Below are 22136 nucleotides of genomic sequence, written 5' to 3'. Positions count from 1 at the left end.
TTGTTTGACCCTGCCTTATTGTCCAAGCCTCGCCATCAGCGCGTCGACGCGCGGCTGGCCCCATGTCTTGACGGTCAACGGGCCGGTTGGCTCGACATCGACGCCTTCGCCCGGTCCAAGCACGACACCGCGTCCACGGGCCCTGCGGCTCACGCCGACACGGCCGTCGGCAACGAACACGGAGGTCTTGGCGTCAGCGACATCGACCGCCCATTTCGTGCCGCGCACCGCGGCGATCGCCTGCGGCGTCAGCACCTTGAACGGATTGCCGCCGGACTTCTTGGGCACCTCGATCAGCAGGGCTTTGCTGCTCAACTCCACGGAGTCTATATGTCCGTCGCGGTTGGCGTCCTTTAGTTCAAATCTGGCGCCGTTTTCGGCAACGATCGTGATCCCGTTGTCGCAGCGCCAGACTTGCGTGCCCGCGACCGACGGTGATGCCGTGCAGCCCGCATTGGTCGCAGGCTGTGCACTTGCAAACCCAATCAACAACAATGACCACGCCACGGCGTAAAACCCGGCGCGTGAAAAGCCTCTCATGCCAGCCTCCGTTTCGCGTGCTCGGCACAGTTTCAAGGCGATGTTGATACGCCACCGTATCACCCGCAGAGGCTGCTGAAAAGTGCCGAGGTGAGAGCTATTTTCTCGTGGCGGCGATTGCCAGACCGGCGCGATCAACTTTCAGTCACGGCGCCGTGCCGCATGAGCGCTTCCGTTCGCGATGTGAGATGCGCGTGAGCTGTTGCCGCGATCGGCCGGCTCAGGGCAGGGCTGCTGGAAGCGGAGTCCACCAGCCTCGCGCAATGCTCAGCCGCTAGGGTGAGGCGGTATTGAAGACCACGAAATTGACTTGGTTGGATGCGTTTACAAAGGCGGCCGAAGAGGTCCGCTGACCGCACCGATCCGGCCGAGAATTATAGTTAACAGTCTCGCCTAAGTCCGTAGTTCTGCGGGCTTTTTTCTCGAAATGGGACAGCATTAACGAGTTGCCCCACATCCGCCTGAACTTAATCCGCATTTAACTAAAAGTCGCCTTAATGACGCTCCGACCCTCTGCGAGATGCTGTTCCCGGATCGTGACCAGCGGCGCTTCGAAGGGGGACTGAGTGACACCGTCCTGGACGCAAGGCGAATGAGTACGAGTATCGCTGCGCAGAGTAACGCGGCACGGAAGTCCAAGAAATTCTCGAAGAATTATTCGCGGAAATCTTCCCGGAAAATGACCACCCACAATTGGCTTGGCGCCGCGGCGATCGGCTGCGTCGTGATCGGCGCCGGCTGGACCATCTACACCAACATCCTCGGCGCCAGCGTCTATCCAACCGTCGGCAACAGCGGCTACGACGAGCCGGTGATCAAGCGCGCGCCCAAGGTTGCGCTGCGCGAGGCGGGTGAGGCGGTCAAGGAAGCCTTCGCGCTCTTGCCCGACCGGTTGCAGGTGGCCGCGCCGATCTCGCGCGAGATGTTCAACGAGCGCTTTGCCGCGGCTGCGACGCAAGGCGTGGCCTCGAACGCGGCCAGCGCCGCGCCTGCCGCGCCCGCAACCAAGGTTGCCGAGGTCAAGGAAACGTCGAAGGACGCGCTGAAGGAGGCCGCGAAGCCGAGCGTGATCGCGAAGGTCGCGGACGCGCTGAAGCCGCACGGCTCGGCCAAGATTGCGGACGCTGGCAAGGCCAAGCGCGCTGACGCAGGCGTGCAGCTGGCCTCGGCCGATCCGGCCGAGATCGTGCCGGCGCCCGAGGCAAAGCCAAAATCCTTCGCCGATCGCGCCAAGGCCGCGGTGATGTCGATCACCGGTCCGCGCCAGTCGATGGTCGAAAAGCTCTGGGGCAAGCGTGAGCCGTCCGGCGGGCTGCTCGCCTATGCCTCGGCCGATGCCAGCATTACCGCGTCCATCGCGCCGAAGGAGCAGAACCCGATGTTCGGCGGCGCGCCGCCCTATGAGCGCGACACCGCGGTCTACGACATCACCGCAAAGACGGTTTATCTGCCCGACGGCACCAAGCTAGAGGCGCATTCCGGCCTCGGCTCAAATCTCGACGACCCGCGCTCGTCGAAAATCCGCATGCGCGGCGTGACGCCGCCGCACATCTACACGCTGAAGCCGCGCGAGGCGCTGTTCCACGGCGTGCCGGCGCTGCGCCTGACCCCGGTCGGCGGCGAGAGCGCGATCTACGGCCGCGACGGCTTGCTCGCACACACCTTCATGCTCGGACCGAACGGCGATTCGAACGGCTGCGTGTCGTTCAAGGACTATTACGCATTCCTCGACGCCTACCGCAACAAGGGCATCCGCAAGCTCGCGGTGCTGGCGCGGGTGGAGTGACGTCGGCAAAGCCCGCCGATGTCTGCCCGTCTAAAGCGCGATGAGATGAGGATGAATCGTCATCGCGCTTTTGGGCCGACTTCAATGCCCCCTTGCGGGGAAAAGCCCAGATTCAGCCGGCACTCACGTCAGCGCATCGCCGCGCGCGATGATCGCGAAGCGGTCTGACAGCTCGGCCAGCGCGACCTCGTGGATGGTCCGGGCGTCCAGCGTGCCGCCGCGGCCGTCGGGTAGATCACGCGTGGCGCAGGCATCGGCATCGATGGTCGTGCGAAAGCCAAGATCGAGCGCGGCACGGGCGGTGGAGCTGACGCACATATGCGTCATGAAGCCGGCCAGCACGATGTTCTTGCGTCCACTCGCGGCGAGCTGCGCCTGCAAGTCAGTGCCGGCGAAAGCGTTCGGCAACTCCTTCTCGATCACGAGCTCGTCCGCACGCGGCGCGAGCTCGGCGACGATGGCGCCGCGATCGGCGGAGCGATCGAACAGGCCGCCGGATTTGCCGCGATGGGCGATATGGATGATCGCAGATCCGCGCTCACGCGCCCGTGCCAGCAGGGCAGCCGCCCGCGCAATCGCAGGCTTGGCGTCGGGCAGGGCGAGGGGACCTGCGAGATATTCATTCTGGATGTCGATCAGCACCAGCGCGGCGTCGCCAAGACGCGGCGGGGTGAGGTCGGCATCGGCGAGCTGCAGCAGGGTCTTTGCGGGCGTCATGATCTTCAGAATCTCCAAGGCGGAACGTTGACCTAGCATAGCTCGTCGGGTGCCTGCTGATATGCAGGGATATTGCAGCCGATGGCTGCGATATTGCAGGTCAATGCCGGCCGATATAGGCTTGAAGCCATGAATTGGGACGACCTTCGCATCATCGCCGCGGTCAGGGACGAGGGCACCTATGCCGGCGCCAGCGCGCGGCTGCGCATCGACGAGACCACGGTCGGACGCCGGCTGTCGCGCATCGAGCGAGCGCTCGGCCTGCGCCTGTTCGAGGCTGCGGACGGTCTCCGCAAGCCGACCCGTCAGTGCGAGGCGGTGCTGGCGCACGTCCAGGCCATGGCGGTGCATGCCGCCGAGATCGGCCGCATCAGTGAAAGCTTGCCGGGCCCGGTGGGACGACTGCGCATCGCCACGACCAATGCAGTCGCCGAGGAGGTGCTGGCGCCGCGCGCGAGCGACTTCCTGCGCGCCAATCCCGGCCTGATACTGCAATTCCTGGCCTCGAGCGAGAACGTCAAATTCTCGCGCTGGGAGGCCGATCTGGCGATCCGTCTGCGCAAGCCCGACAAGGGCGATTTCTCGATCTCCAGACTCGGCGACATCCGCATCTACTATTTCGAACCGGTCGCGACCGAAGGCGAGCCGGTGCTGTGCGCCTATCCGGACGAGCTCGGCACCATTCCCGAGATGCAATTCCTGCGGACGAAGAAAATCCGGCCGCGCTGTGTCACCGACAATGTCCGCGTCATCCGCACGCTGATCCGCTCGCACCGGGCCGCAGGCGTGCTGCCGGAGCACAGCTGCACCGATTTGCTCGGCGACCGCCGCCTGCGCGCCACGCTGCTGCCGAAACGGCGCGACGTCTGGCTGCTGGTGCAAAACCATCTCAAGCGCGACGCCGCGACCCGCGTGACGATCGACTGGGTGCGGGCCTGCTTCAGCGAGCTTGCGCGGCGATAACCCCGAGAGCGCGTGAAAACCGGAGGGCCGCCCATTGGCGGCCCTTCACATATCCGTCTGTCGCCCCGCGATGAACGCGTGGCCGCCCTGTGCGACCAAGATCACGGAGCCGGGATTGCACGCGCGCAAAAGTTGCGTAATCTCGCGACGACTACGGAATTGATCAGGGCAGGTGCATGACCATTCTTGAGGAAACGATCCGGCCGCGGTCGTCGGCGCAGTCGCGGGAATGGAAGGCGATTGTCATCCTGATCCTGCTGATCCCGGTGCTGTGGTCGCCGCCGTTCCTGTTTCGCTTCTTCCTGTATCAGCCGTTCAACATCCCTTCTGGTTCGATGGCGCCGACGCTGATGGTCGGCGACTACGTCTTCGCCGCGAAATATGCCTATGGCTACGGCCACTATTCTTTCCCGTTCGCGCAGTCCTGGATCTCGGGCCGCGTCTTTGCCGCCGAGCCCGAACACGGCGACATCGTCGTGTTCCGGACGGCGAAGGACAGTTCGGTCGATTACGTCAAGCGCGTGGTCGGGCTGCCCGGCGACCGCATCCAGATGCGGCAGGGCCAGCTCATCCTCAACGACCGCCCGGTGACGCGCGTCGCGCTCGAGTACGGCCTCGCCGGCGCTGCCTGCGGTGTGGACGGCGGCGTCAAGGTCAAGCGCTGGCGCGAGACGCTGCCGAGCGGCGCGTCCTATGTGACCTATGATTGCATCGACAACGGCTTCCTGGACAACACCAACGTCTTCACGGTGCCGCCGGGCCACGTCTTCGTGCTCGGCGACAATCGCGACAATTCCACCGACAGCCGCATGATGTCGACATTCGGTTTCGTGCCGATGGACAATCTCGTCGGTAAGGTAACGCGGATCTTCTGGTCGCTCGACGAAGACGGCGAGCCGCACATGGAGCGGCTGGGGAAGGTGGGGTGAGGCCAGATCATTCCGCGCAAAAGATCGTCATTCCGGGGCGGCGCAAAGCGCCGAGCCCGGAATCCATTGATCCGCAGACTCGGTCCGGAGGTTGGCATGCTGTCACTGCCGCCTGGATTCCGATCTTCCATGTGAGGGGATCAGGCGAACACGTCAGTCGCAAGTGCTGAAATGGATTCCGGGCTCGCGCCCAAGGGGGCGCGCCCCGGAATGACGAGCGGAGAAAAACAAAAACCCCGGCATCGCTGCCGGGGTTTCGCATTTCGTCGTTTGCCAGAGTGGCTGGACCTTAGAAGTCCATGCCGCCCATGCCGCCGCCGGGGGGCATCGCCGGACCGGCGCCGCCCTTCTTGGGCAGCTCGGCGACCATGGCTTCCGTGGTGATCAGGAGCGCGGCCACCGAGGCTGCGTTCTGGATCGCGGTACGGACCACCTTGGTCGGGTCGATGATGCCCTTCTTGACGAGGTCGGCATATTCGCCGGTCTGGGAGTCGAAGCCGTAATTGTAGGCCTTGTTCTCGAGGATCTTGCCGACGATCACCGAGCCGTCTTCACCGGCGTTGATCGCGATCTGGCGAGCGGGAGCCGACAGCGCCTTGCGCACGATCTCGACGCCGGTCTTCTGGTCGTCGTTCTTGGTGCGCAGGCCCTTGAGCTGCTCGGAGGCACGGAGCAGGGCGACGCCGCCGCCCGGGACGATACCTTCCTCGACAGCCGCGCGGGTCGCATGCATCGCGTCATCAACGCGATCCTTGCGTTCCTTCACCTCGACCTCGGTCGCGCCGCCGACGCGGATCACCGCGACGCCGCCGGCGAGCTTGGCCAGACGCTCCTGGAGCTTCTCACGGTCGTAGTCCGAGGTGGTCTCCTCGATCTGCGCCTTGATCTGGGCCACGCGCGCCTCGATGTCGGCCTTCTTGCCGGCGCCGTTGACGATCGTGGTGTTCTCCTTGTCGATCATCACCTTCTTGGCGCGACCGAGCATGTTGAGCGTGACGTTCTCGAGCTTGATGCCGAGATCTTCCGAGATCGCCTGGCCGCCGGTCAGGATCGCAATGTCCTGCAGCATGGCCTTGCGGCGATCGCCGAAGCCCGGAGCCTTGACGGCCGCGACCTTCAGACCGCCGCGCAGGCGGTTCACGACCAGGGTTGCGAGAGCTTCGCCTTCGACGTCCTCGGCGACGATGACCAGCGGCTTGCCGGTCTGCACCACGGCCTCGAGCAGCGGCAGCAGCTCGTTCAGCGAGGAGAGCTTCTTCTCGTTGATGAGGATGTAGGCGTCGTCCATCTCAACGCGCATCTTGTCGGCGTTGGTGACGAAGTAGGGCGAGATGTAGCCGCGGTCGAACTGCATGCCCTCGACGACGTCGAGCTCGGTCTCGAGCGACTTGGCTTCCTCGACGGTGATGACACCCTCGTTGCCGACCTTCTTCATGGCGTCGGAGAGGAACTTGCCGATCTCCTGGTCGCCGTTGGCCGAGATGGTGCCGACCTGGGCGATCTCGTCGTTCGAGGTGACCTTCTTGGAGTTCTTCTGGAGGTCCGCAACCACGGCTTCGACCGCGAGGTCGATACCACGCTTGAGGTCCATCGGGTTCATGCCGGCGGCAACGGACTTCGCGCCTTCCTTCACGATCGCCTGAGCGAGCACGGTGGCGGTGGTGGTGCCGTCGCCGGCCGCGTCAGCGGACTTGGAGGCGACTTCGCGCACCATCTGGGCGCCCATGTTCTCGAACTTGTCGTCGAGCTCGATCTCCTTGGCGACGGTGACGCCGTCCTTGGTGATGCGGGGAGCGCCGAACGACTTGTCGAGCACGACGTTGCGGCCCTTCGGACCGAGCGTGACCTTCACCGCATTGGCGAGGACGTCGACGCCGCGCAACATCTTGTCGCGCGCTTCAACCGAGAATTTGACTTCTTTGGCTGCCATCTGGAATTTTCCTTGAGGTGTTTGACTGGAGGGAAAGAGGGGCTCTTAGGCCGCCTTCTTCTTGGAAGCGGGGACGTCGAGGACGCCCATGACGTCGCTTTCCTTCATGATCAGCAGGTCTTCGCCGTCGATCTTGACTTCGGTGCCGGACCACTTGCCGAACAGCACGCGGTCGCCGATCTTGAGGTCGATCGGGATCAGCTTGCCGGCTTCGTCGCGGCCACCGGGGCCGACGGCGATGACTTCGCCCTGGGAGGGCTTTTCCTTGGCAGTGTCGGGAATGATGATGCCGCCAGCGGTCTTCTCTTCTGCGTCGATGCGCTTGACCACGACGCGGTCGTGAAGCGGACGGAATTTCATGCAGTCCTCCTAAGCAATTGCACGAGTTGAGGATTTTTAGATGGTTAGCAGTCGTTGCCCGCGAGTGCTAGCACGGGCGAGGCAGAAATAGGACGGGAATTTTGCGGGGGCAAGGGCTTCTAGCAGAAAAATTAGCACCCGGAAGCGCGGACTGCCAGAATCTCTTTTCCATCGTTAACGGCGCGCCGGGCCCGTATTAGCACGGAGCCGCGTCTGCTGCTAACGCATTGAATTTCAACAGCTTGTTAAACTTTTGAGCTTGAGATGAATTGTCAGTTTGCGTCACATTTCGCTCATGTGAGCGCATCAGTACCGGGTGGCTCGTCAAGCACACACCGACCAGGCCGCCCCCTTCAATGCGCTCCTGCAAAGGAGGTTGGCATGGGACTGCGGAGTGGGGGCGTTTCCGAGGATTTCCGGAAACAGATGCTGGGTTACGGGCTGACGACGGCGCAAATTCTCTATCGGATGCCGGATCATCCCTCGCTGCTCCAGACTTACGTCTGGCAGAACTACGACATGTTTCCGAAATTTCCGGCGCTGAAGGATTTCCTCGCCTTCTGGCAGGAGAAGCTCGACGGGCCCCTGTTCTCGGTGACGGTGGCACATTCCAAGCTGATCAAGCCGGCCGAGCTGCGCGCCGTAGATGGCGTGTTCCGGCTGCATTGAGGAGAGATCAGACGCCGCCGCTGCAATAGCGTTTCCACATCGCGCGATAGGCGTCGTCCACCGCTCGCGCGTATGAGGCAGGATTGCCGGCGGCCGCAGCGTCGATCTGTCCGGGCAATTCGCGGCGCAACTTGTCGAGGTCGCCGATCTGCGCCGCACCGCTAGCTGCGATTTCGATATAGGCCTCATTGCCATCCGCGACCCAGTTCGGCAGGCCAAGCGCGGTGAGGATGGCGCCGCCGGCACGGCTGGGCAGACTGGTCCCGAGCTTCGCCACCACGGGCACCCCCATCTGCAAGGCTTCCAATGTGCTGACGCCGCCATTCTGCGGGAAGGTGTCGAGCGCAATGTCGACGCGATTGAACGATGCCAGATGTTCGCTTCGCAAGGTGGCTCCGAGCAAATCGACGCGTTCGGCCGGCAATCGGCAAGCCGCAAACCGCGCCAGCAGATTGTCGCGGACCAGTTGATCGTCCAGTGCAACATCCTTGATCAGAAGTCGCGAACCCGGCACCCGCTCGAGAATCCTGGACCAGACTTCCACCGCCTCATCCGAAATCTTGCTGATGCGGTTGAAGACACCGAATGTGACGAAGCCGTTCGAGAGCGCCGGCATTGGCGCGCGAGCAATCCCGGCCGGCAGTGGTGCCAGCGTCACGAAGCACGGCAGGTCGACAACGGTCTCCGCAAACAGATGCCGAACCGCGAAAGGAATCGCGACGGGGTCCGAGAACAAATAATCGATCGTTGGCAGCCCCGTGCCAGTACCGTGGCCCCAACCATGCACCTGGATCGGTGCCGGCTTGCGCGCGAACACGCCGAGCCGGTTGCCTCTGGTATGGCCGGACAGATCGATCAGGATATCGACGCCATCGGCGCGGATCTGGGCGGCGAGGCGATCGTCGGTCCATTGCGAGGCGTCGCGCCAGCGATCGGCGAACCCTTGAAATTCGCTGGTCGTCGCATCCACCTTTGACGAACAAGAGTAGCACACGATCTCGAACTGCGCCCGGTCATGGTGTTGCAGGACTGGCTTGAAGACGAACGCGGCCGAATGCGCGTTAAAATCCGACGAGACATAGCCAAGCACCAGACGGCGATCCAGATCGCGGTCATTGTCATGCGGTCCCGCCGCTTCTGAAGCGATTTTCGCGCCGATCTGCTCCCACCATACTCGCCGCGCTTGCTGATGCTGCTCAACGCTGGCGTTCGGCACAAAATCGAGCGTAAATATCTTGTTGGAGATCGCGCTCTGGAGGTCAGGCTGGATGTCAAGGGCTCTGTCGAAGCTGGCGAGGGCTTCCTCGACCCGGCCTAGCCCGGCGAGACAAAGGTCGAGCACCGAGTGAGCTTGAATGGAATCGGGAGCGATCGCGAGGGCCTTCTCGCAATCGTGCGATGCCTGGGCAATTTGCTGGATCTGGAGCAGGACACTGGCCCGTGCGAGCCACCCATTCGCGTCGTCGGGTGCCAGCGCGATTGCCCGATCGCCGTCTGCCAGGGCTTCGTCAAATCGCTGAAGTTCTCGCAACGCGATGGCGCGGTTCGCGAGCGCTGAGGCATAGTCAGGCTTGATCGACAGCGCGCGGTTCAGGCTTGCGACGGCCTCGTCATAGTTGCGCTGACGGCAGAGCGCCCAACCCCGACCGTTGTGGGCTTCGGCAAGGTTGGCGTTAATCGCGAGCGCCTTGTCGTAGCTCTCGAGCGCTTCCTGGACGAGATCAAGGGCCACGCTCGCGTTGCCGAGATTGGACAGGGCCAGGGCGTAGTTAGGTCGCAAGGCGAGGGCCTTTCGATAGCTCTCGCGTGCGTCATCGTGACGTCGTAGCCCGTTTCGCGCAACGCCTAGGCTCATATGAGCCTCGGCAGATCGCGGATCCACGGCAACCGCTCGGCTTAGCAGAAATTCGGCTTGCTGGTAGTTTTTGGCATCGGACTCCAAAGTGCCGAGCATATGCAGCGCGATGAATTGGTTGGGTGCGAGCTGCAGGAGTTGGCGATAGGCCGCCTGGGCCTCGGGGAAAAGCCCCATCTTGTGCAGCTGGAGTGCGTGCCCGAGCAATGGCAGCACTTCGGCCTTTTGCCGTTTCTGAAGCCGGGCATTTTGAAATGCACGCTGACCTACGTTGCCCATGAATCAATTCCCCCAGAATCTCCCGGCGAGATTAATTCAGCGTGAGAACGAATTCGAGACGATGGCCGCGCGCCACGACAGCTTGGGACAAGCTACGACCGATTGGTCGTCGAGTGACTGGCCTTAAGCCCGGCAATTGCTGCCTCGTCCAAGACTGGATAATCTGCCTTCGGGTTGTACCCGTCCGGCGGGGCGCGGCTCAGATCAGGGAGGCAGACAATGGCCAAGCAAAAGGCATCAAGACCCGCAACGAAGACCGCGGTGAAGAAGCGGAGCGGCGCCAAGGCAGCGGCGCGATCCTCGGCACGCAAGGCAGTGAGGGCGAAGGCCCGCACTGCCGCACCCAAGAAGCTCGCACGCCCTAAGCAGCGCATCGCGATCAGCCATCACCGGGAGGAAGACTTCAAAGCCGACGGCCTGCGCGCCTACGCCAAATACCGCGACCTCGGCATTGCCGAGGCGACCCACGGCCTCGCGCAAGCGCATGTGATCCGCCTGCAAGGCCCCTGCAATCCGGCCGAGGTCTCAAAGCTGCACTATCACGACGTCGACTTCCAGATGGTCTACGTGCTCAAGGGCTGGGTGAAGACCTACATGGACGGCCAGGGCGAGACCTTGATGAAAGAAGGTAGCGCCTGGACCCAGCCGCCGAGGATCAAGCACATGATTCTGGATTATTCGGACGACGTGGAATTGCTGGAGGTGATCCTGCCGGCGGAATTTAAGACGGTGGAGTTGAAGGCATAGGCGCTATCAGGAACAGCGCACAACTCTCTCCACTCGTCATTGCGAGGAGCTCTTGCGACGAAGCAATCCAGACTATCTCCGCGGACACATTTCTGGATTGCTTCGCTTCGCTCGCAATGACGCGGAGAGAGTCTACGTCAACACTCCCACCACCGCTCCCATCAGGCACGTCGTCAGCGTCCCCGACACGACCGACTTCAGCCCGAGCGCGTTGATCTCCTCACGCCGCTCCGGCGCCATGACGCCGAGGCCGCCGATCATGATGCCGAGGCTGGCGAAATTGGCGAAGCCGCACATCGCGTAGAGCATGATCAGGCGCGAGCGCGGATCGAGCGTATCGGGTGGCAGCTTCGAGAAGTCGACATAGGCGATCAGCTCGTTGAGCACGGTTTTCGTGCCCATCAGGCTGCCGGCGGTGACCGCCTGGTCCCATGGCAGTCCCATCAGCCAGCATACCGGCGCCATCACCAGACCCAGCAGCCGTTGCAGTGAGATTGGGGCGCCGCCGATATCAGGCAGCAGGCCGAGGATGACGTTGACGAGATAGACCAGCGCCACCAGCACCAGCAGCATCGCAACGATGTTGATCAGCAGCTCAATCCCCGCACTCGTCCCTTTCACGATCGCGTCCATCGTCCCGGAGACCTCCATCTCCGGATTTTCCAGCGCGCCGCCGGTGCGCCTGTCTGAGGTCTCGGGCACCATGATCAGGCTGACGAGGATCGCGGCCGGCGCGCCCAGCACAGAGGCGATGACGAAATGCGCGGCGGCATCGGGGATGAGGGGAGCAAGGAGCGTCGCGTAGAGCACCAGCACCGTGCCGGCGATACCGGCCATGCCGCCGGTCATCACCAGAAACAATTCGCTGCGCGTCATCTGTTTCAGATACGGCCGCACGAACAGCGGTGCCTCGACCATGCCGAGGAAGATGTTGGCGGCGGTGGAAAGCCCGACCGCGCCGCCGACGCCTAATGTGCGCTCCAGCAGCCAAGCCATGCCCCGCACGATCGGCGGCAGCACCCGCCAATAGAACAGCAGCGTCGTCAGCACGCTCATCACCAGCACGATCGGGAGCGCCTGGAACGCCAGGATGAAATCGGCACCCGGCACCTTCACGTCAAAGGGCAGGGGGCCACCACCGACATAGCCGAACACGAACGAGGAGCCGGCGCGCGAGGCCGCGGAGATCGCACCGACTGCGTCGTTGATGGCGCCGAAGGCGCGCGCGACGATCGGCAGCTTCAGGAGGACGATGGCGGTCGCGAAGGTGGCGACGAGGCCGATCGCCGCCTGTCGCAGCGAGACGGCGCGCCGATTTTCTGCGAGCGCGAAGGCGATCAGCAGCAATGCGAAAATGCCGAGTGCCGATTGCAAGCGCAGCATGATGTCCCCAAAGCCCCAGTGATTATGGCCGCGCCTGCGGTGCAAAGGCAATGCCGGCACATGCAGGAAGCGTCCCGCTGTTGACAAGCCGGTCCGCCTCAGTCACGCGGGGCACGTCGAGAACCAGGGGGCGGACGGTCCGAGGGTGACCCAAGAGACGATCCAAGAGGCGATGCCAGAGCAGCCGATACCAGCCAGTCGGCCGGTCAGTGCCCGCGCGCTCCTCGCCCACCGCGCCTTCCTGTTCTTCCTGCTCTCGCGCAGCCTGTCGCGCTTTTCCAGCCAGATCGCGGCGGTCGCGATCGGCTGGCAGATCTACGATCTCACCGGCTCGGCCTTCGATCTCGGCATGGTCGGCCTCGTCCAGTTCCTGCCGACCGCGCTGCTCGTGTTCGTCGCTGGACACGCCGCCGATCGCTACGAGCGCAAGCGCGTCGTCCAGCTCTGCCAGCTCGTGGAAGCGGCGACCGCACTCTACCTGGCCCTTATCACCTATCTTGGCGCCGTCGGCGAGGTGCAGATCTTCGTCGCGACCTTCGTGCTCGGCATCGCCGGCGCTTTCGAGAGCCCGACCACGGCGGCGCTGTTGCCGCTGATCGCGCCGCAAGGCTCGCTCCAGCGCGCCACCGCGGTCTCCAGTGGCGCGGCGCAGGTCGCGACCATCACGGGTCCGGCGCTCGGCGGCTTTGCCTATGCGGTGGCGCCACATCTTGCCTATGCCGTAATGGTGCTGTTCTGGATCCTTGGGATGATCCTGACCGGCTTCATCCGCCCGCGCCCGCAGGCGGTCGCCAAGGAGGGGACGAGCTCGGACAATGTCTTTGCGGGCGTCCGCTTCATCCGCGGCAATCCTGCGATCCTCGGCACCATCTCGCTTGATCTGTTCGCGGTGCTGTTCGGCGGCGTCACCGCGCTGTTGCCGATCTATGCCCGCGACATCCTCCAGACCGGGCCGGTCGGGCTTGGCGTGCTGCGTGCGGCACCTGCGGTCGGCGCGCTCTTGATGACCATGGTGCTGGCGCGTCACGCCATTTCGCGGCATGTGGGCCTGCGCATGTTCCAGGCCGTGATCGTGTTCGGCCTCGCCACGATCGTGTTCGCGCTGTCGTCCTGGATGTGGCTGTCGGTGCTTGCGCTCGCCGTCCTGGGCGCGGCCGACACGATCAGCGTCGTGATCCGCTTCTCGCTGGTGCAGCTGTCGACGCCCGACGAGATGCGCGGCCGGGTCGGCGCGGTGAACTTCCTCTTCATCAACGCCTCGAACCAGCTCGGCCAGTTCGAGAGCGGGCTCACCGCCGCCCTGTTCGGCGCCATGCCCGCCGCCGTGCTCGGCGGCGTCTGCACGGTCGCAGTGGCGCTCTTGTGGATGAAGCTGTTCCCGAGCCTGCGTCGGGTGGAGAGTTTGGAGTAGGGGGTCCTCCGCTCTCTCCATGTCATTGCGAGGAGCCCTTGCGACGAAGCAATCCAGAATCTTGTCGCGGCGACAGTCTGGATTGCTTCGCTGCGCTCGCAATGACGATTGGGGAGGCGCCGCGTTCTTTAAATTACCCCCGTCCCACGAACGGCATCTTGGTCGCCATTACCGTCATGGTCAGCACGTTGGCATCGAGCGGCAGGCTTGCCATATAGGCAACGGCATCGCCGACCGCCTTGGCATCCATGCGCGGCTCGTGCTTGGTGGTGCCGTCGGGCTGGAGCACGCCGGGGCCGTTGACCATGCGGTCGGTCATCGGTGTCGCCGCATTGCCGATATCGACCTGGCCGACCGCGATGTCATACATGCGGCCGTCGAGATTGGACGCCTTGGTGAGGCCCGTGATGGCGTGCTTGGTCGAGGTGTAGGCCGCCGAGAACGGTCGCGGCGCATGCGCCGAGATCGAGCCGTTATTGATGATGCGGCCGCCGCGCGGGGTCTGGTCCTTCATGATGCGGAAGGCGTGCTGGGTGCACAGGAATGGGCCGGTGAGGTTGGTGTTCACCACCGCCTGCCACTGTTCGAGGCTGAGATCCTCGAAGTTCACGGCCGGCGCGCCCATGCCGGCATTGTTGAAGAGCACGTCGAGGCGGCCATAGGTGGCCTTCACCTTGTCGAACAGCGCGGCGATCGAATCCGGCTTGGTCATGTCGGCGGTGACGCACAGGCTCTTTCCCGCAGGGCCGAGCTTCGCGGTCTCCTCGAGCATGTCGAGCCGGCGCCCTGTGAGCACCACGGTGAAGCCGGCGTTCATCAGCGCCAGCGACGCCGCACGCCCGACACCGGTGCCGGCGCCCGTCACCACTGCGATCTTCTTTGTTTCACTCATTGTTTCCTGCCTTTTCTTTCGCTGTCAGGTTTTGGGTTCTTTTTCGTTCTTGTAGGGCGGGCGCGGAATGTTCTGATGCGCGGCGCGCAGCGCCGCCGACCAGCGCGAGCGCAGATCGTGGAAATAGGGCTCGCCCGCCTCGATGCGGTGATTGAGATCGGCTTCGCAGGCGTCGTTGCGCACCACCAGCACGTCGATCGGCAGGCCGACGCCGAGATTGGAGCGCATGGTCGAGTCCATCGAGATCAGGCCAGTCTTCAGCGCCTCGTAGAGCTCGACGTCGTAGTGCATGGCGCGGTCGAGCACCGGCTTGCCGTATTTGTGCTCGCCGATCTGCAAGTACGGCGTGTCGGTGGTGCACTCGATGAAATTGCCGGCGGTGTAGATCATGAACAGGCGCATCCGGGAGCCCTTGATCTGGCCGCCGAACAGGAAGGAGACGTCGAAGGAGACATCCTCGGATTTCAGTGCCGGCCCTTCGGTCGCGTGCACCGCCCGGATCGCCCGGCCGATGCGCTGGGCCGCCTGGAACATGGTCGGCGCGTTCATCAGCGTCTCGACCTCGCCCGTGTCGGGGTCCTCCAGGCCTTCGGTCAACGTCGACAGCACCGACTGGCTGATGGCGAGGTTGCCGGCGCTGGCGATCGCCATGATGCGCTCGCCGGGCTTGGAGAAGATGTGCAGCTTGCGGAAGGTCGAGACGTTGTCGAGGCCGGCATTGGTGCGGGTATCGGCGATCATCACCAGACCGTCCCGAACCAGGATTCCGCAACAATAGGTCATTTCCAGTCCCCGAACGCGTTTGCGCGAAATTACTAGCCAATTTCGGGGGCCGCTCCAACCCCCGATTCCCGGGGACACGTCATTCCGGGGCGCGCCCAGCGCGAACCCGGAATCCATTTATCCACTAGCTCTGCGGCCCGATGGATTCTCAGATGCGCAATTGCGTACCGTAGCTCGCGACGTTGTCGCTCCCCGGAATGACGATCTAACTCTGCCACTGTGACTGCGATTGCCCGCCGCGGCCGGCCTGCTCGACCTTGACCGCCACCGTCAGCGTCTCCGTGCCGCCGCCATAGCGGGTGCCGCGCACGGGGGCTGCGCCGAGATAGTCGAGCCCGATCGCGACGCGGACATGGGCGTCGGTGGCGCAGATGCTGTTGGCGGGATCGAAGCCGACCCAGCCGAGATCGGGCACATAGGCTTCCGCCCAAGCATGGCCGGCCTCCTGATGCACCGTGCCGTCGGAGCGCAGGAAGTGCCCGGAGACGAAGCGTGCCGGCACGCCGCCGCTGCGCGCGCAGGCGATGAAGATGTGCGCGTAGTCCTGGCACACGCCGCGCTTGAGCGCGAAGGCTTCGGCCGCCGAGGTGCCGCTGTTGGTCGGGTCCTCGTCGAAGGTCATGTGATCACTGATTTGCGTCATCAACGTGTGCAGGAAGCCCAGCGTGTCGCTCTCGGCCTCGCTGCGCAACTGGCGCGCAACCGCCATCATCGCCGGATTGACGGTGGTGAGGTCGGTTGCGCGCAAAAACATGCCGGCCGGAAAGCGCTCGTCCGTGCCGCGCAGCACGCCGCCGGTGTCGTGAGTCTCGATCAGGCCCTCGGCGATGATCTTGATGTCACTGAGGGGCCCGCAGGACAGCACATGGGTGACGTTGCCGAACGCGTCCTCGTGGGTGTCGAGCTTGGTGTCGGTCGAGACGTCGATCTGCCATTCCGCCACATATTGCCCGTCATGGCTGCCGGGCGTCATGCGCAGGATCTGGATCACGCTGGTGGCCGGCGGCTCGTAGCGATAGGTCGTGGTGTGCTGGATTCGCAGGCGCATGGTGGACCGTGCAATTAGTGGTTAGCCCGACTGCTCCCGCGAAGAAGCTGGTCATGCCCGGGCTTGTCCCGGGCATCCACGTTCTTCCTCGTCGCGTGAAAGCAAGAACGTGGATGGCCGGGACAAGCCCGGCCATGACGATATCCCATTTCGTCAGTCGAGGGCCATCAGATCAAATACTGCTTCGTGATGATTTCGCCCAGTCTGGAATTGTCCGCGATGAATTCCTGAATGAATTCATGCACGCCGTGCTGGAAAATGTCGTTCATGTTGCTGTGTTCCAGCCGGTTGCGGATGCCGCGGGCGTGGCGCTGGGCCGGGCCCTGGCGGCCATAGGCGACGCCGATCTGGTCGAGGTTGCGCACGAGATTGCCGTAGCAGCTTGCCAGCGAGCGCGGCAGCGTGTCGTTGAGGATGAGCAGGTCTGCAATCAGCCAGGGTTTCAGCGTCTCGCGGTAGACCCAATGATAGGCCGTCAGCGCCGAGACCGAGCGCAGGATGGAGCTCCACTGATAGAAGTCGAGCGGGCCGCCGACATGCTCCTCCTCGGGCAATAGCACGTGATACTTCACATCGAGGATGCGCGCGGTGTTGTCGGCGCGTTCGAGATGCACGCCCATCCGCGAGAACCAGTAGGCATCGTTGCGCAGCATGGTCCGATAGGCCGAGCCATCGAAGCGCAGCGAGGTCTCCTGCACGAAGCGCAGGAATTTGGCGAGGTCCTCGCGCGTCGAGGTGCCCTTGCTCCAGACCGCCTGAAGCTCGATCCAGGCCGAGTTGATGGTGTCCCACATCTCGCTGGTCAGCGCCGTGCGCACCGAGCGCGAGTTCAGCCGCGCTGCCTCGATGCAGTTCCGGATCGAGGACGGGTTGTCCGCCGAGAACGAGAGATAGTCGACGACGTTGTGCTCGTTGGCTTCCTCATATTGCTGATAGAAGCTGGCGGCGACGCCGGCGGTGAGCAGCGCCGAGTCCCATTCATTGGTCTTGCCGATATAGGCGGCGGGAAGCGCGGTGACGCGCAAGGTCGCATCGATGGTGCGCGCGAGATACTCGGCCCGTTCGACGTAGCGGGCGAGCCAGTAGAGGTTTTCGGCGGTACGCGACAGCATCTCTCTACTCGTCCAAAATCCAGGTGTCTTTGGTGCCGCCGCCCTGGCTCGAATTGACCACCAGGGAGCCTTCCTTCAGTGCGACGCGTGTCAGCCCGCCAGGCACGATCGTGGTGCGCTTGCTCCCCGTGAGCACGAAGGGCCGCAGGTCGACATGGCGCGGCGCGAGGCCTGACGCCGTGCAGGTCGGGCAGGTCGAGAGCGCCAGCGTCGGCTGTGCGATGAAGCCTTCCGGCTCACGCTTCAGCTTCTCGCGGAAGGCTTCGATGGTGGCCTTGGTCGCGGCGGGGCCGATCAGCATGCCGTAGCCGCCGGAGCCATGGACTTCCTTGACGACGAGCTCGCCGAGATTGTCCAGCACATACGCGAGATCCTTCGGCTCGCGGCAGCGCCAGGTCGGCACGTTCTTCAGGATCGGCTCCTCGCCCAGATAGAATTTTACGATATCGGGCATGTACGAGTAGATTGCCTTGTCGTCGGCGATACCGGTGCCGACCGCGTTGGCGAGCGTGATGTTGCCGGCCGCATAGGCCGACATCAGGCCGGGCACGCCGAGCACGGAATCGGGGCGGAAGGTGAGGGGGTCGAGGAAATCGTCATCGACGCGGCGATAGATCACGTCGACCCGCTTCAACCCTTCTGTGGTCCGCATGAACACTTCATTGTTCTTGACGATGAGGTCGCGCCCCTCGACCAGCTCGATGCCGAGCTTGTCGGCGAGGAAGGAATGCTCGTAATAGGCCGAGTTGTAGACGCCGGGCGTGAGCAGGGCGACGGTCGGCTCGCCGGAAGCACTTTGCGGCGCGACCGAGCGCAGCGCGGCGAGCAGCTCGTCCGGATAGCGTTCGACCGGCGCAACCTTGTGGCGGGCGAACAGATCCGGGAACAGCCGCATCATGATCTCGCGGTTTTCCAGCATGTAGGACACGCCCGAGGGCGTCCGCGCGTTGTCCTCCAGCACGATGAAGTCTTCTGCGTCGACACGGACGATGTCGATGCCGGCGATGTGCACGTAGACGTCGTGCGGCACCTGCTGGCCGTTCATCTCGGGCCGGAACACTGGGTTCTGGAAGATCAGATCGTCGGGCACGATCTCGGCGCGAAGGATGTCGCGGCCGTGATAGATGTCGCGCAGAAACATGTTGAGCGCGCGCACGCGCTGTTTCAGGCCCTTCTCCAGCAGCGCCCATTCCTTGCCGGACATGATCCGCGGGATCACGTCGAACGGGATCAGGCGCTCGGTCGCCTCGGCTTCGCCATAGACCGCAAAGGTGATGCCGATGCGGCGGAACAGGAGCTCGGCCTCCTGGCGGCGATATTCGAGCGCCTCGGGAGGCGTCTCCTTGAGCCAGCGCGCCAGCTCCTGATAGGCGGGGCGAAGGTCCCCGCCGGGAATATTCATTTCATCAAACGCGATTGCCATAGATCCCGATTTGTTTCCGTGGCCATGCGGCAAGAGTGCATGACTTTCATGTGGTAGCAAGGGGCGGGCCAGCGCGATAAGCATGGAGGATGGGCATTTGCCGGGGATGCCCGGCGGCTTGCCTGAAAAAATGGCTGAGGACTGCTTATTTCGGCAGCAAAACCGCGTGACTTGAACGCGTTACCTCGGCAAAGTCGGCGCCACAGGTGAGGGACAGTTTTATGAGCGAGATCGTCACGGCGGGCATTCTGGTCATTGGGGACGAAATCCTGTCCGGCCGGACCAAGGACAAGAACATCGGCTTCATCGCCGAATATCTGACCAATATCGGCATCGACCTGAAGGAAGTGCGGATCGTCTCCGACGAGGAGGACGACATCATCGCCGCGTTGAATGCACTGCGGCAACGCTACACCTATGTCTTCACCACTGGCGGCATTGGCCCGACCCATGACGACATCACTGCCGACAGCGTTGCCAAGGCCTTCGGCGTCGGCATCGACCATCACCCGGAGGTGGTCGCCCGCTTCCGCGAGCGCTGGAGCGAGCAGGATCTCAACGAGGCCCGCTTGCGCATGGCCCGCATCCCTGATGGTGCCGAGCTGATCCAGAGCGCCACCATCCTCGCCCCCGGCTTCAAGATCGGCAATGTCATCGTGATGGCCGGCGTGCCCTCGATCATGCAGGCGATGATGGACATCGTCTCGCCCAAGCTGAAATCCGGCGTGCGTATGCTCTCCGAATCGGTCCGCGCCAATGCGCGCGAGGGGGACATCGGCAGTCCGCTGCGGGCCATTGCCGCCGCTCACCCCGACACCATCATCGGCAGCTATCCCTTCATGGACGAAGAGCAGAGGCCCAACACCAATCTCGTGGTGCGCTCGCGCGATGCGGAGAAGCTCGCGGCGGCGATGGCGGCGGTGAAGGAAATGCTGGCGGGATTGAACATCACCCGCTAAAGCGCCCAGCTTGCTGGACGTTTGACGAAGCAGGAGACGACAATGGCTGGTGAAGCACCGGAACTGAGCGCGCAGGAGCGGGCGGGCAAGGCCTTCCCGGTCTCGTGGGACCAGTTCCACCGCGATTGCCGGGCGCTGACCTGGCGGCTGAACGAGGTCGGCCCGTTCCATGCGGTGATCGCGATCACCCGTGGCGGCCTGGTGCCAGCCGCGATCGTGGCGCGCGAGCTCGGCGTGCGCGTCATCGATACGGTCTGCATCGCCAGTTACGAGCATAACAAGCAGGGCGAGCTCCAGGTCCTCAAGGGAATTTCCGAGGCGGCGATGAAGCTCGGCGGCGGCACCGGCAAAGGGCTGTTGATCGTCGACGACCTCGTCGACACCGGCAAGACCGGCAAGCTGGTGCGCGAGATGCTGCCCGACGCGCATTTCGCCACGGTCTATGCCAAGCCGATGGGCCGTCCGCTGGTCGATACCTTCATCACGGAAGTGTCGCAGGACACCTGGATCTTCTTCCCCTGGGACACCGCGCTGTCCTATCATCCGCCGCTGCGAGATGGGGCGGCGTGACTATCGCCGTCATTGCGAGGAGCGAAGCGACGAAGCAATCCAGACTGCTTCCGCGGATGCATTTCTGGATTGCTTCGCTTCGCTCGCAATGACGGGCGGAGGGAGCTATGCCCCTGCAAAACCGCGTCACGCCGACAGGCGACATCATCGCCACCCCTCATCGCGGCCTGTTCACCGGCAACCGCGGCATCATCCATGATCCCGCGACGAAGACGCTGCTGAAGAAGCGCTGGTCGTCGTCGGCCTGGCTCACCTGCACTTGCGAATTCCGTGGCCGGCGCCGCGAGGTGATGGCACAGCGCAGCTGGACCGAGCTGTTCTTCCTGGACGAGGCCACTGCGCTCGCCGCCGGCCATCGCCCCTGCTTCTATTGCCGCCGCGACGATGCCAATCGCTTCCGGGCCGCATGGGAGAAGGGCAATCGCGTGCACAGCGTCCGCATGCACGACATCGACACGGTACTGCATCACGAGCGGCTCGATCACGGTAGGAAACGACTGCACGCGCTGCTGGTGCCGCTGCACCAGCTTCCCGCCGGTGCGATGGTTCAGCAGGGTGCGGAGAGCTTTCTGGTGACGCAGGGCAGGGCCCTGCTGTGGTCACCGGCGGGCTATAGCGCGGTCGAGCGTCAGCTCAGCGAAGCGGCGTTGCTGACGCCGCCCTCAACGCTGCGCACATTGAACGCCGGCTACGCGCCAGTGTTGCATCCGACGGCGCTGCCTTAGCGCAGCGCCCGCCTTTGCCATTACCCGAGTTTCTCGCGGGCCAGCGCGGCTCCTGCGCCGAGCGCCGCCAGCTTGGCTTCCGCGATCTCCCGCCGCATCGGCGCCATGCCGCAATTGGTGGTGGCGATGATGTTGCTCTTGGGGACGAATTTCGATACCGCCTCGATCACCTTCACGACGTCCTCGGCGGTTTCCACCGTATCGCTGGCGACGTCGATCACGCCGGCCTGCACGATCTTGGTCTTGAGCAGCGCCAGCAGGTCGAGCGGCACCTTCGAATTGCGGCACTCGATCGCGACCTGCTGGATCGGGCTGGCGTCGATCGCCGGAAAGATCTGCTCATACTGCCGCCATTGGCTGCCGAGCGTCTCCTTCCAGTCGGTGTTGGCCTTGATGCCGTAGCCGTAGCAGATGTGCACGGCGGTGGCGCAGGAGAGGCCCTGCGCCGCGCGCTCCAGCGCCTTGATGCCCCAGTCGTTGACCTCGTCCATATAGACGTTGAAGGCGGGCTCATCGAACTGCACGAGATCGACGCCGTCGGCCTGGAGCGCCTTGGCCTCCTCGTTTAGCAGCTCGGCGAAGGCGAACGCCATCTTGACGCGGTCGCCGTAATATCGGTCCGCAATCGTGTCGATGATGGTCATCGGGCCGGGCAGGGTGAATTTCAGCTTCTTCTTCGTGTGCGAGCGCGCAACGCGCGCCTCGTCGGCATGAACGCGGCCCTTGAGCCGGAGCGGAGCGACCACCTGCGGCACCATCGCCTTGTAGCGGTCCTTGCGGATGCCCATCTCGACCTTGTGGGCGAAGTCGATGCCTTCGATCTTCTCCAGGAAGCCGTGCACGAAATGCTGGCGGGCCTGCTCGCCCTCGGTGACGATGTCGATGCCGGCGTCCTCCTGAATCTTCAACCAGATCAGTGTCGCGTCGCGCTTGGCGCGCAAGAGCTCTTCGCCCTGCGACTTCCAGGGCGCCCAGAGCATGTTGGGCTCGGCGAGCCATTCCGGCTTCGGCAAGGAGCCGGCGATCGTGGTTGGAAACAGCATGGCGGCCTCCCG

At 63.8% G+C, this 22136-nt stretch carries 21 protein-coding genes; 9 read left to right on the top strand and 12 right to left on the bottom strand.

Features of this window, described 5'->3' with window-relative positions; genetic code table 11:
* Positions 1-15: 15 nt before the first annotated feature.
* On the bottom strand, positions 16-540 hold the full coding sequence (locus LRP30_RS25975) for a FecR domain-containing protein (protein WP_128940604.1): 525 nt from the start codon (positions 538-540) through the stop codon (positions 16-18).
* 679 nt (positions 541-1219) lie between these two features.
* On the opposite strand from LRP30_RS25975, the gene LRP30_RS25970 reads away from it, so the two are divergent.
* Positions 1220-2326, top strand: coding sequence for a DUF2778 domain-containing protein (locus LRP30_RS25970; protein WP_164939647.1), 1107 nt, complete (start codon positions 1220-1222; stop codon positions 2324-2326).
* A gap of 123 nt (positions 2327-2449) precedes the next feature.
* Here LRP30_RS25970 and LRP30_RS25965 read toward each other — a convergent pair whose 3' ends face one another.
* On the bottom strand, positions 2450-3043 hold the full coding sequence (locus tag LRP30_RS25965) for a cysteine hydrolase family protein (protein ID WP_164940190.1): 594 nt from the start codon (positions 3041-3043) through the stop codon (positions 2450-2452).
* 129 nt (positions 3044-3172) lie between these two features.
* Here LRP30_RS25965 and LRP30_RS25960 point away from each other — a divergent pair, with 129 nt between their 5' ends.
* Positions 3173-4006, top strand: a complete 834-nt coding sequence (locus tag LRP30_RS25960) for a LysR family transcriptional regulator (RefSeq protein WP_249761835.1) — start codon at positions 3173-3175, stop codon at positions 4004-4006.
* Between the two features lie 176 nt (positions 4007-4182).
* Positions 4183-4935 carry a signal peptidase I gene (gene lepB, locus LRP30_RS25955; RefSeq protein ID WP_249756665.1) on the top strand — a complete coding sequence of 251 codons (753 nt, stop codon included), beginning with the start codon at positions 4183-4185 and terminating at the stop codon, positions 4933-4935.
* Positions 4936-5224: 289 nt separating this feature from the next.
* On the opposite strand, the gene groL is transcribed toward lepB, so the two are convergent.
* Positions 5225-6865, bottom strand: a complete 1641-nt coding sequence (gene groL / locus LRP30_RS25950) for a chaperonin GroEL (RefSeq protein WP_060736470.1) — start codon at positions 6863-6865, stop codon at positions 5225-5227.
* A gap of 45 nt (positions 6866-6910) precedes the next feature.
* Positions 6911-7225, bottom strand: a complete 315-nt coding sequence (locus LRP30_RS25945; protein WP_128932969.1) for a co-chaperone GroES — start codon at positions 7223-7225, stop codon at positions 6911-6913.
* A 381-nt stretch (positions 7226-7606) separates the two neighbouring features.
* Between LRP30_RS25945 and LRP30_RS25940 the strand changes: the two genes are divergently transcribed.
* On the top strand, positions 7607-7894 hold the full coding sequence (locus tag LRP30_RS25940; RefSeq protein WP_091888885.1) for an usg protein: 288 nt from the start codon (positions 7607-7609) through the stop codon (positions 7892-7894).
* A gap of 7 nt (positions 7895-7901) precedes the next feature.
* Here the strand turns inward: LRP30_RS25940 and LRP30_RS25935 are convergent, their stop codons facing one another.
* A complete protein-coding gene (locus LRP30_RS25935; protein ID WP_249756664.1) occupies positions 7902-10028 on the bottom strand; it encodes a tetratricopeptide repeat protein in 2127 nt (708 codons plus the stop codon).
* Positions 10029-10247: 219 nt separating this feature from the next.
* Here LRP30_RS25935 and LRP30_RS25930 point away from each other — a divergent pair, with 219 nt between their 5' ends.
* Entirely contained in the window at positions 10248-10775 is a 528-nt protein-coding gene (locus LRP30_RS25930; RefSeq protein WP_128940440.1) for a cupin domain-containing protein, read from the top strand.
* 132 nt (positions 10776-10907) lie between these two features.
* Here LRP30_RS25930 and LRP30_RS25925 read toward each other — a convergent pair whose 3' ends face one another.
* Complete coding sequence (locus LRP30_RS25925) at positions 10908-12158, bottom strand: nucleoside transporter C-terminal domain-containing protein (RefSeq protein WP_249756663.1); 1251 nt, start codon at positions 12156-12158, stop codon at positions 10908-10910.
* Positions 12159-12330: 172 nt separating this feature from the next.
* Here LRP30_RS25925 and LRP30_RS25920 point away from each other — a divergent pair, with 172 nt between their 5' ends.
* Positions 12331-13569, top strand: coding sequence for an MFS transporter (locus tag LRP30_RS25920; RefSeq protein WP_249761834.1), 1239 nt, complete (start codon positions 12331-12333; stop codon positions 13567-13569).
* Positions 13570-13702: 133 nt separating this feature from the next.
* Here the strand turns inward: LRP30_RS25920 and LRP30_RS25915 are convergent, their stop codons facing one another.
* The 5 genes from LRP30_RS25915 to LRP30_RS25895 all read right to left on the bottom strand — a co-directional run bounded on the left by LRP30_RS25915 (position 13703) and on the right by LRP30_RS25895 (position 18827).
* Positions 13703-14461, bottom strand: a complete 759-nt coding sequence (locus LRP30_RS25915; protein ID WP_091888875.1) for an SDR family oxidoreductase — start codon at positions 14459-14461, stop codon at positions 13703-13705.
* 24 nt (positions 14462-14485) lie between these two features.
* Positions 14486-15244, bottom strand: a complete 759-nt coding sequence (locus LRP30_RS25910; protein ID WP_128932974.1) for a proteasome-type protease — start codon at positions 15242-15244, stop codon at positions 14486-14488.
* A 205-nt stretch (positions 15245-15449) separates the two neighbouring features.
* Complete coding sequence (locus LRP30_RS25905; protein WP_128932975.1) at positions 15450-16292, bottom strand: transglutaminase family protein; 843 nt, start codon at positions 16290-16292, stop codon at positions 15450-15452.
* A gap of 167 nt (positions 16293-16459) precedes the next feature.
* The gene (locus tag LRP30_RS25900) at positions 16460-17404 is read right to left on the bottom strand and encodes an alpha-E domain-containing protein (protein ID WP_091888869.1); all 945 of its coding nucleotides are present in this window, start codon (positions 17402-17404) and stop codon (positions 16460-16462) included.
* Between the two features lie 4 nt (positions 17405-17408).
* On the bottom strand, positions 17409-18827 hold the full coding sequence (locus LRP30_RS25895) for a circularly permuted type 2 ATP-grasp protein (protein WP_128932976.1): 1419 nt from the start codon (positions 18825-18827) through the stop codon (positions 17409-17411).
* A 221-nt stretch (positions 18828-19048) separates the two neighbouring features.
* Between LRP30_RS25895 and LRP30_RS25890 the strand changes: the two genes are divergently transcribed.
* The 3 genes from LRP30_RS25890 (at position 19049) to LRP30_RS25880 (ending at position 21081) form a co-directional block, all read left to right on the top strand.
* Positions 19049-19786 (top strand): molybdopterin-binding protein, encoded by a 738-nt coding sequence (locus LRP30_RS25890; RefSeq protein WP_128932977.1) that lies wholly within the window; start codon positions 19049-19051, stop codon positions 19784-19786.
* 42 nt (positions 19787-19828) lie between these two features.
* Positions 19829-20356 carry a xanthine phosphoribosyltransferase gene (gpt, locus tag LRP30_RS25885; RefSeq protein WP_128932978.1) on the top strand — a complete coding sequence of 176 codons (528 nt, stop codon included), beginning with the start codon at positions 19829-19831 and terminating at the stop codon, positions 20354-20356.
* Positions 20357-20463: 107 nt separating this feature from the next.
* Positions 20464-21081: a hypothetical protein gene (locus LRP30_RS25880; protein ID WP_128946585.1), complete on the top strand. Its 618-nt coding sequence runs from the start codon at positions 20464-20466 to the stop codon at positions 21079-21081.
* A 20-nt stretch (positions 21082-21101) separates the two neighbouring features.
* Here the strand turns inward: LRP30_RS25880 and LRP30_RS25875 are convergent, their stop codons facing one another.
* The gene (locus LRP30_RS25875; RefSeq protein ID WP_128946586.1) at positions 21102-22124 is read right to left on the bottom strand and encodes a methionine synthase; all 1023 of its coding nucleotides are present in this window, start codon (positions 22122-22124) and stop codon (positions 21102-21104) included.
* Between the last annotated feature and the right edge of the window lie 12 nt (positions 22125-22136).

The sequence above is a fragment of the Bradyrhizobium sp. C-145 genome (assembly GCF_023375135.1).
Classification (GTDB): Bacteria; Pseudomonadota; Alphaproteobacteria; order Rhizobiales; family Xanthobacteraceae; genus Bradyrhizobium; species Bradyrhizobium zhanjiangense.
The sequence above is the reverse complement of the archived record's forward strand: the minus strand, read 5'-3'. Positions and strand labels throughout refer to the sequence as shown.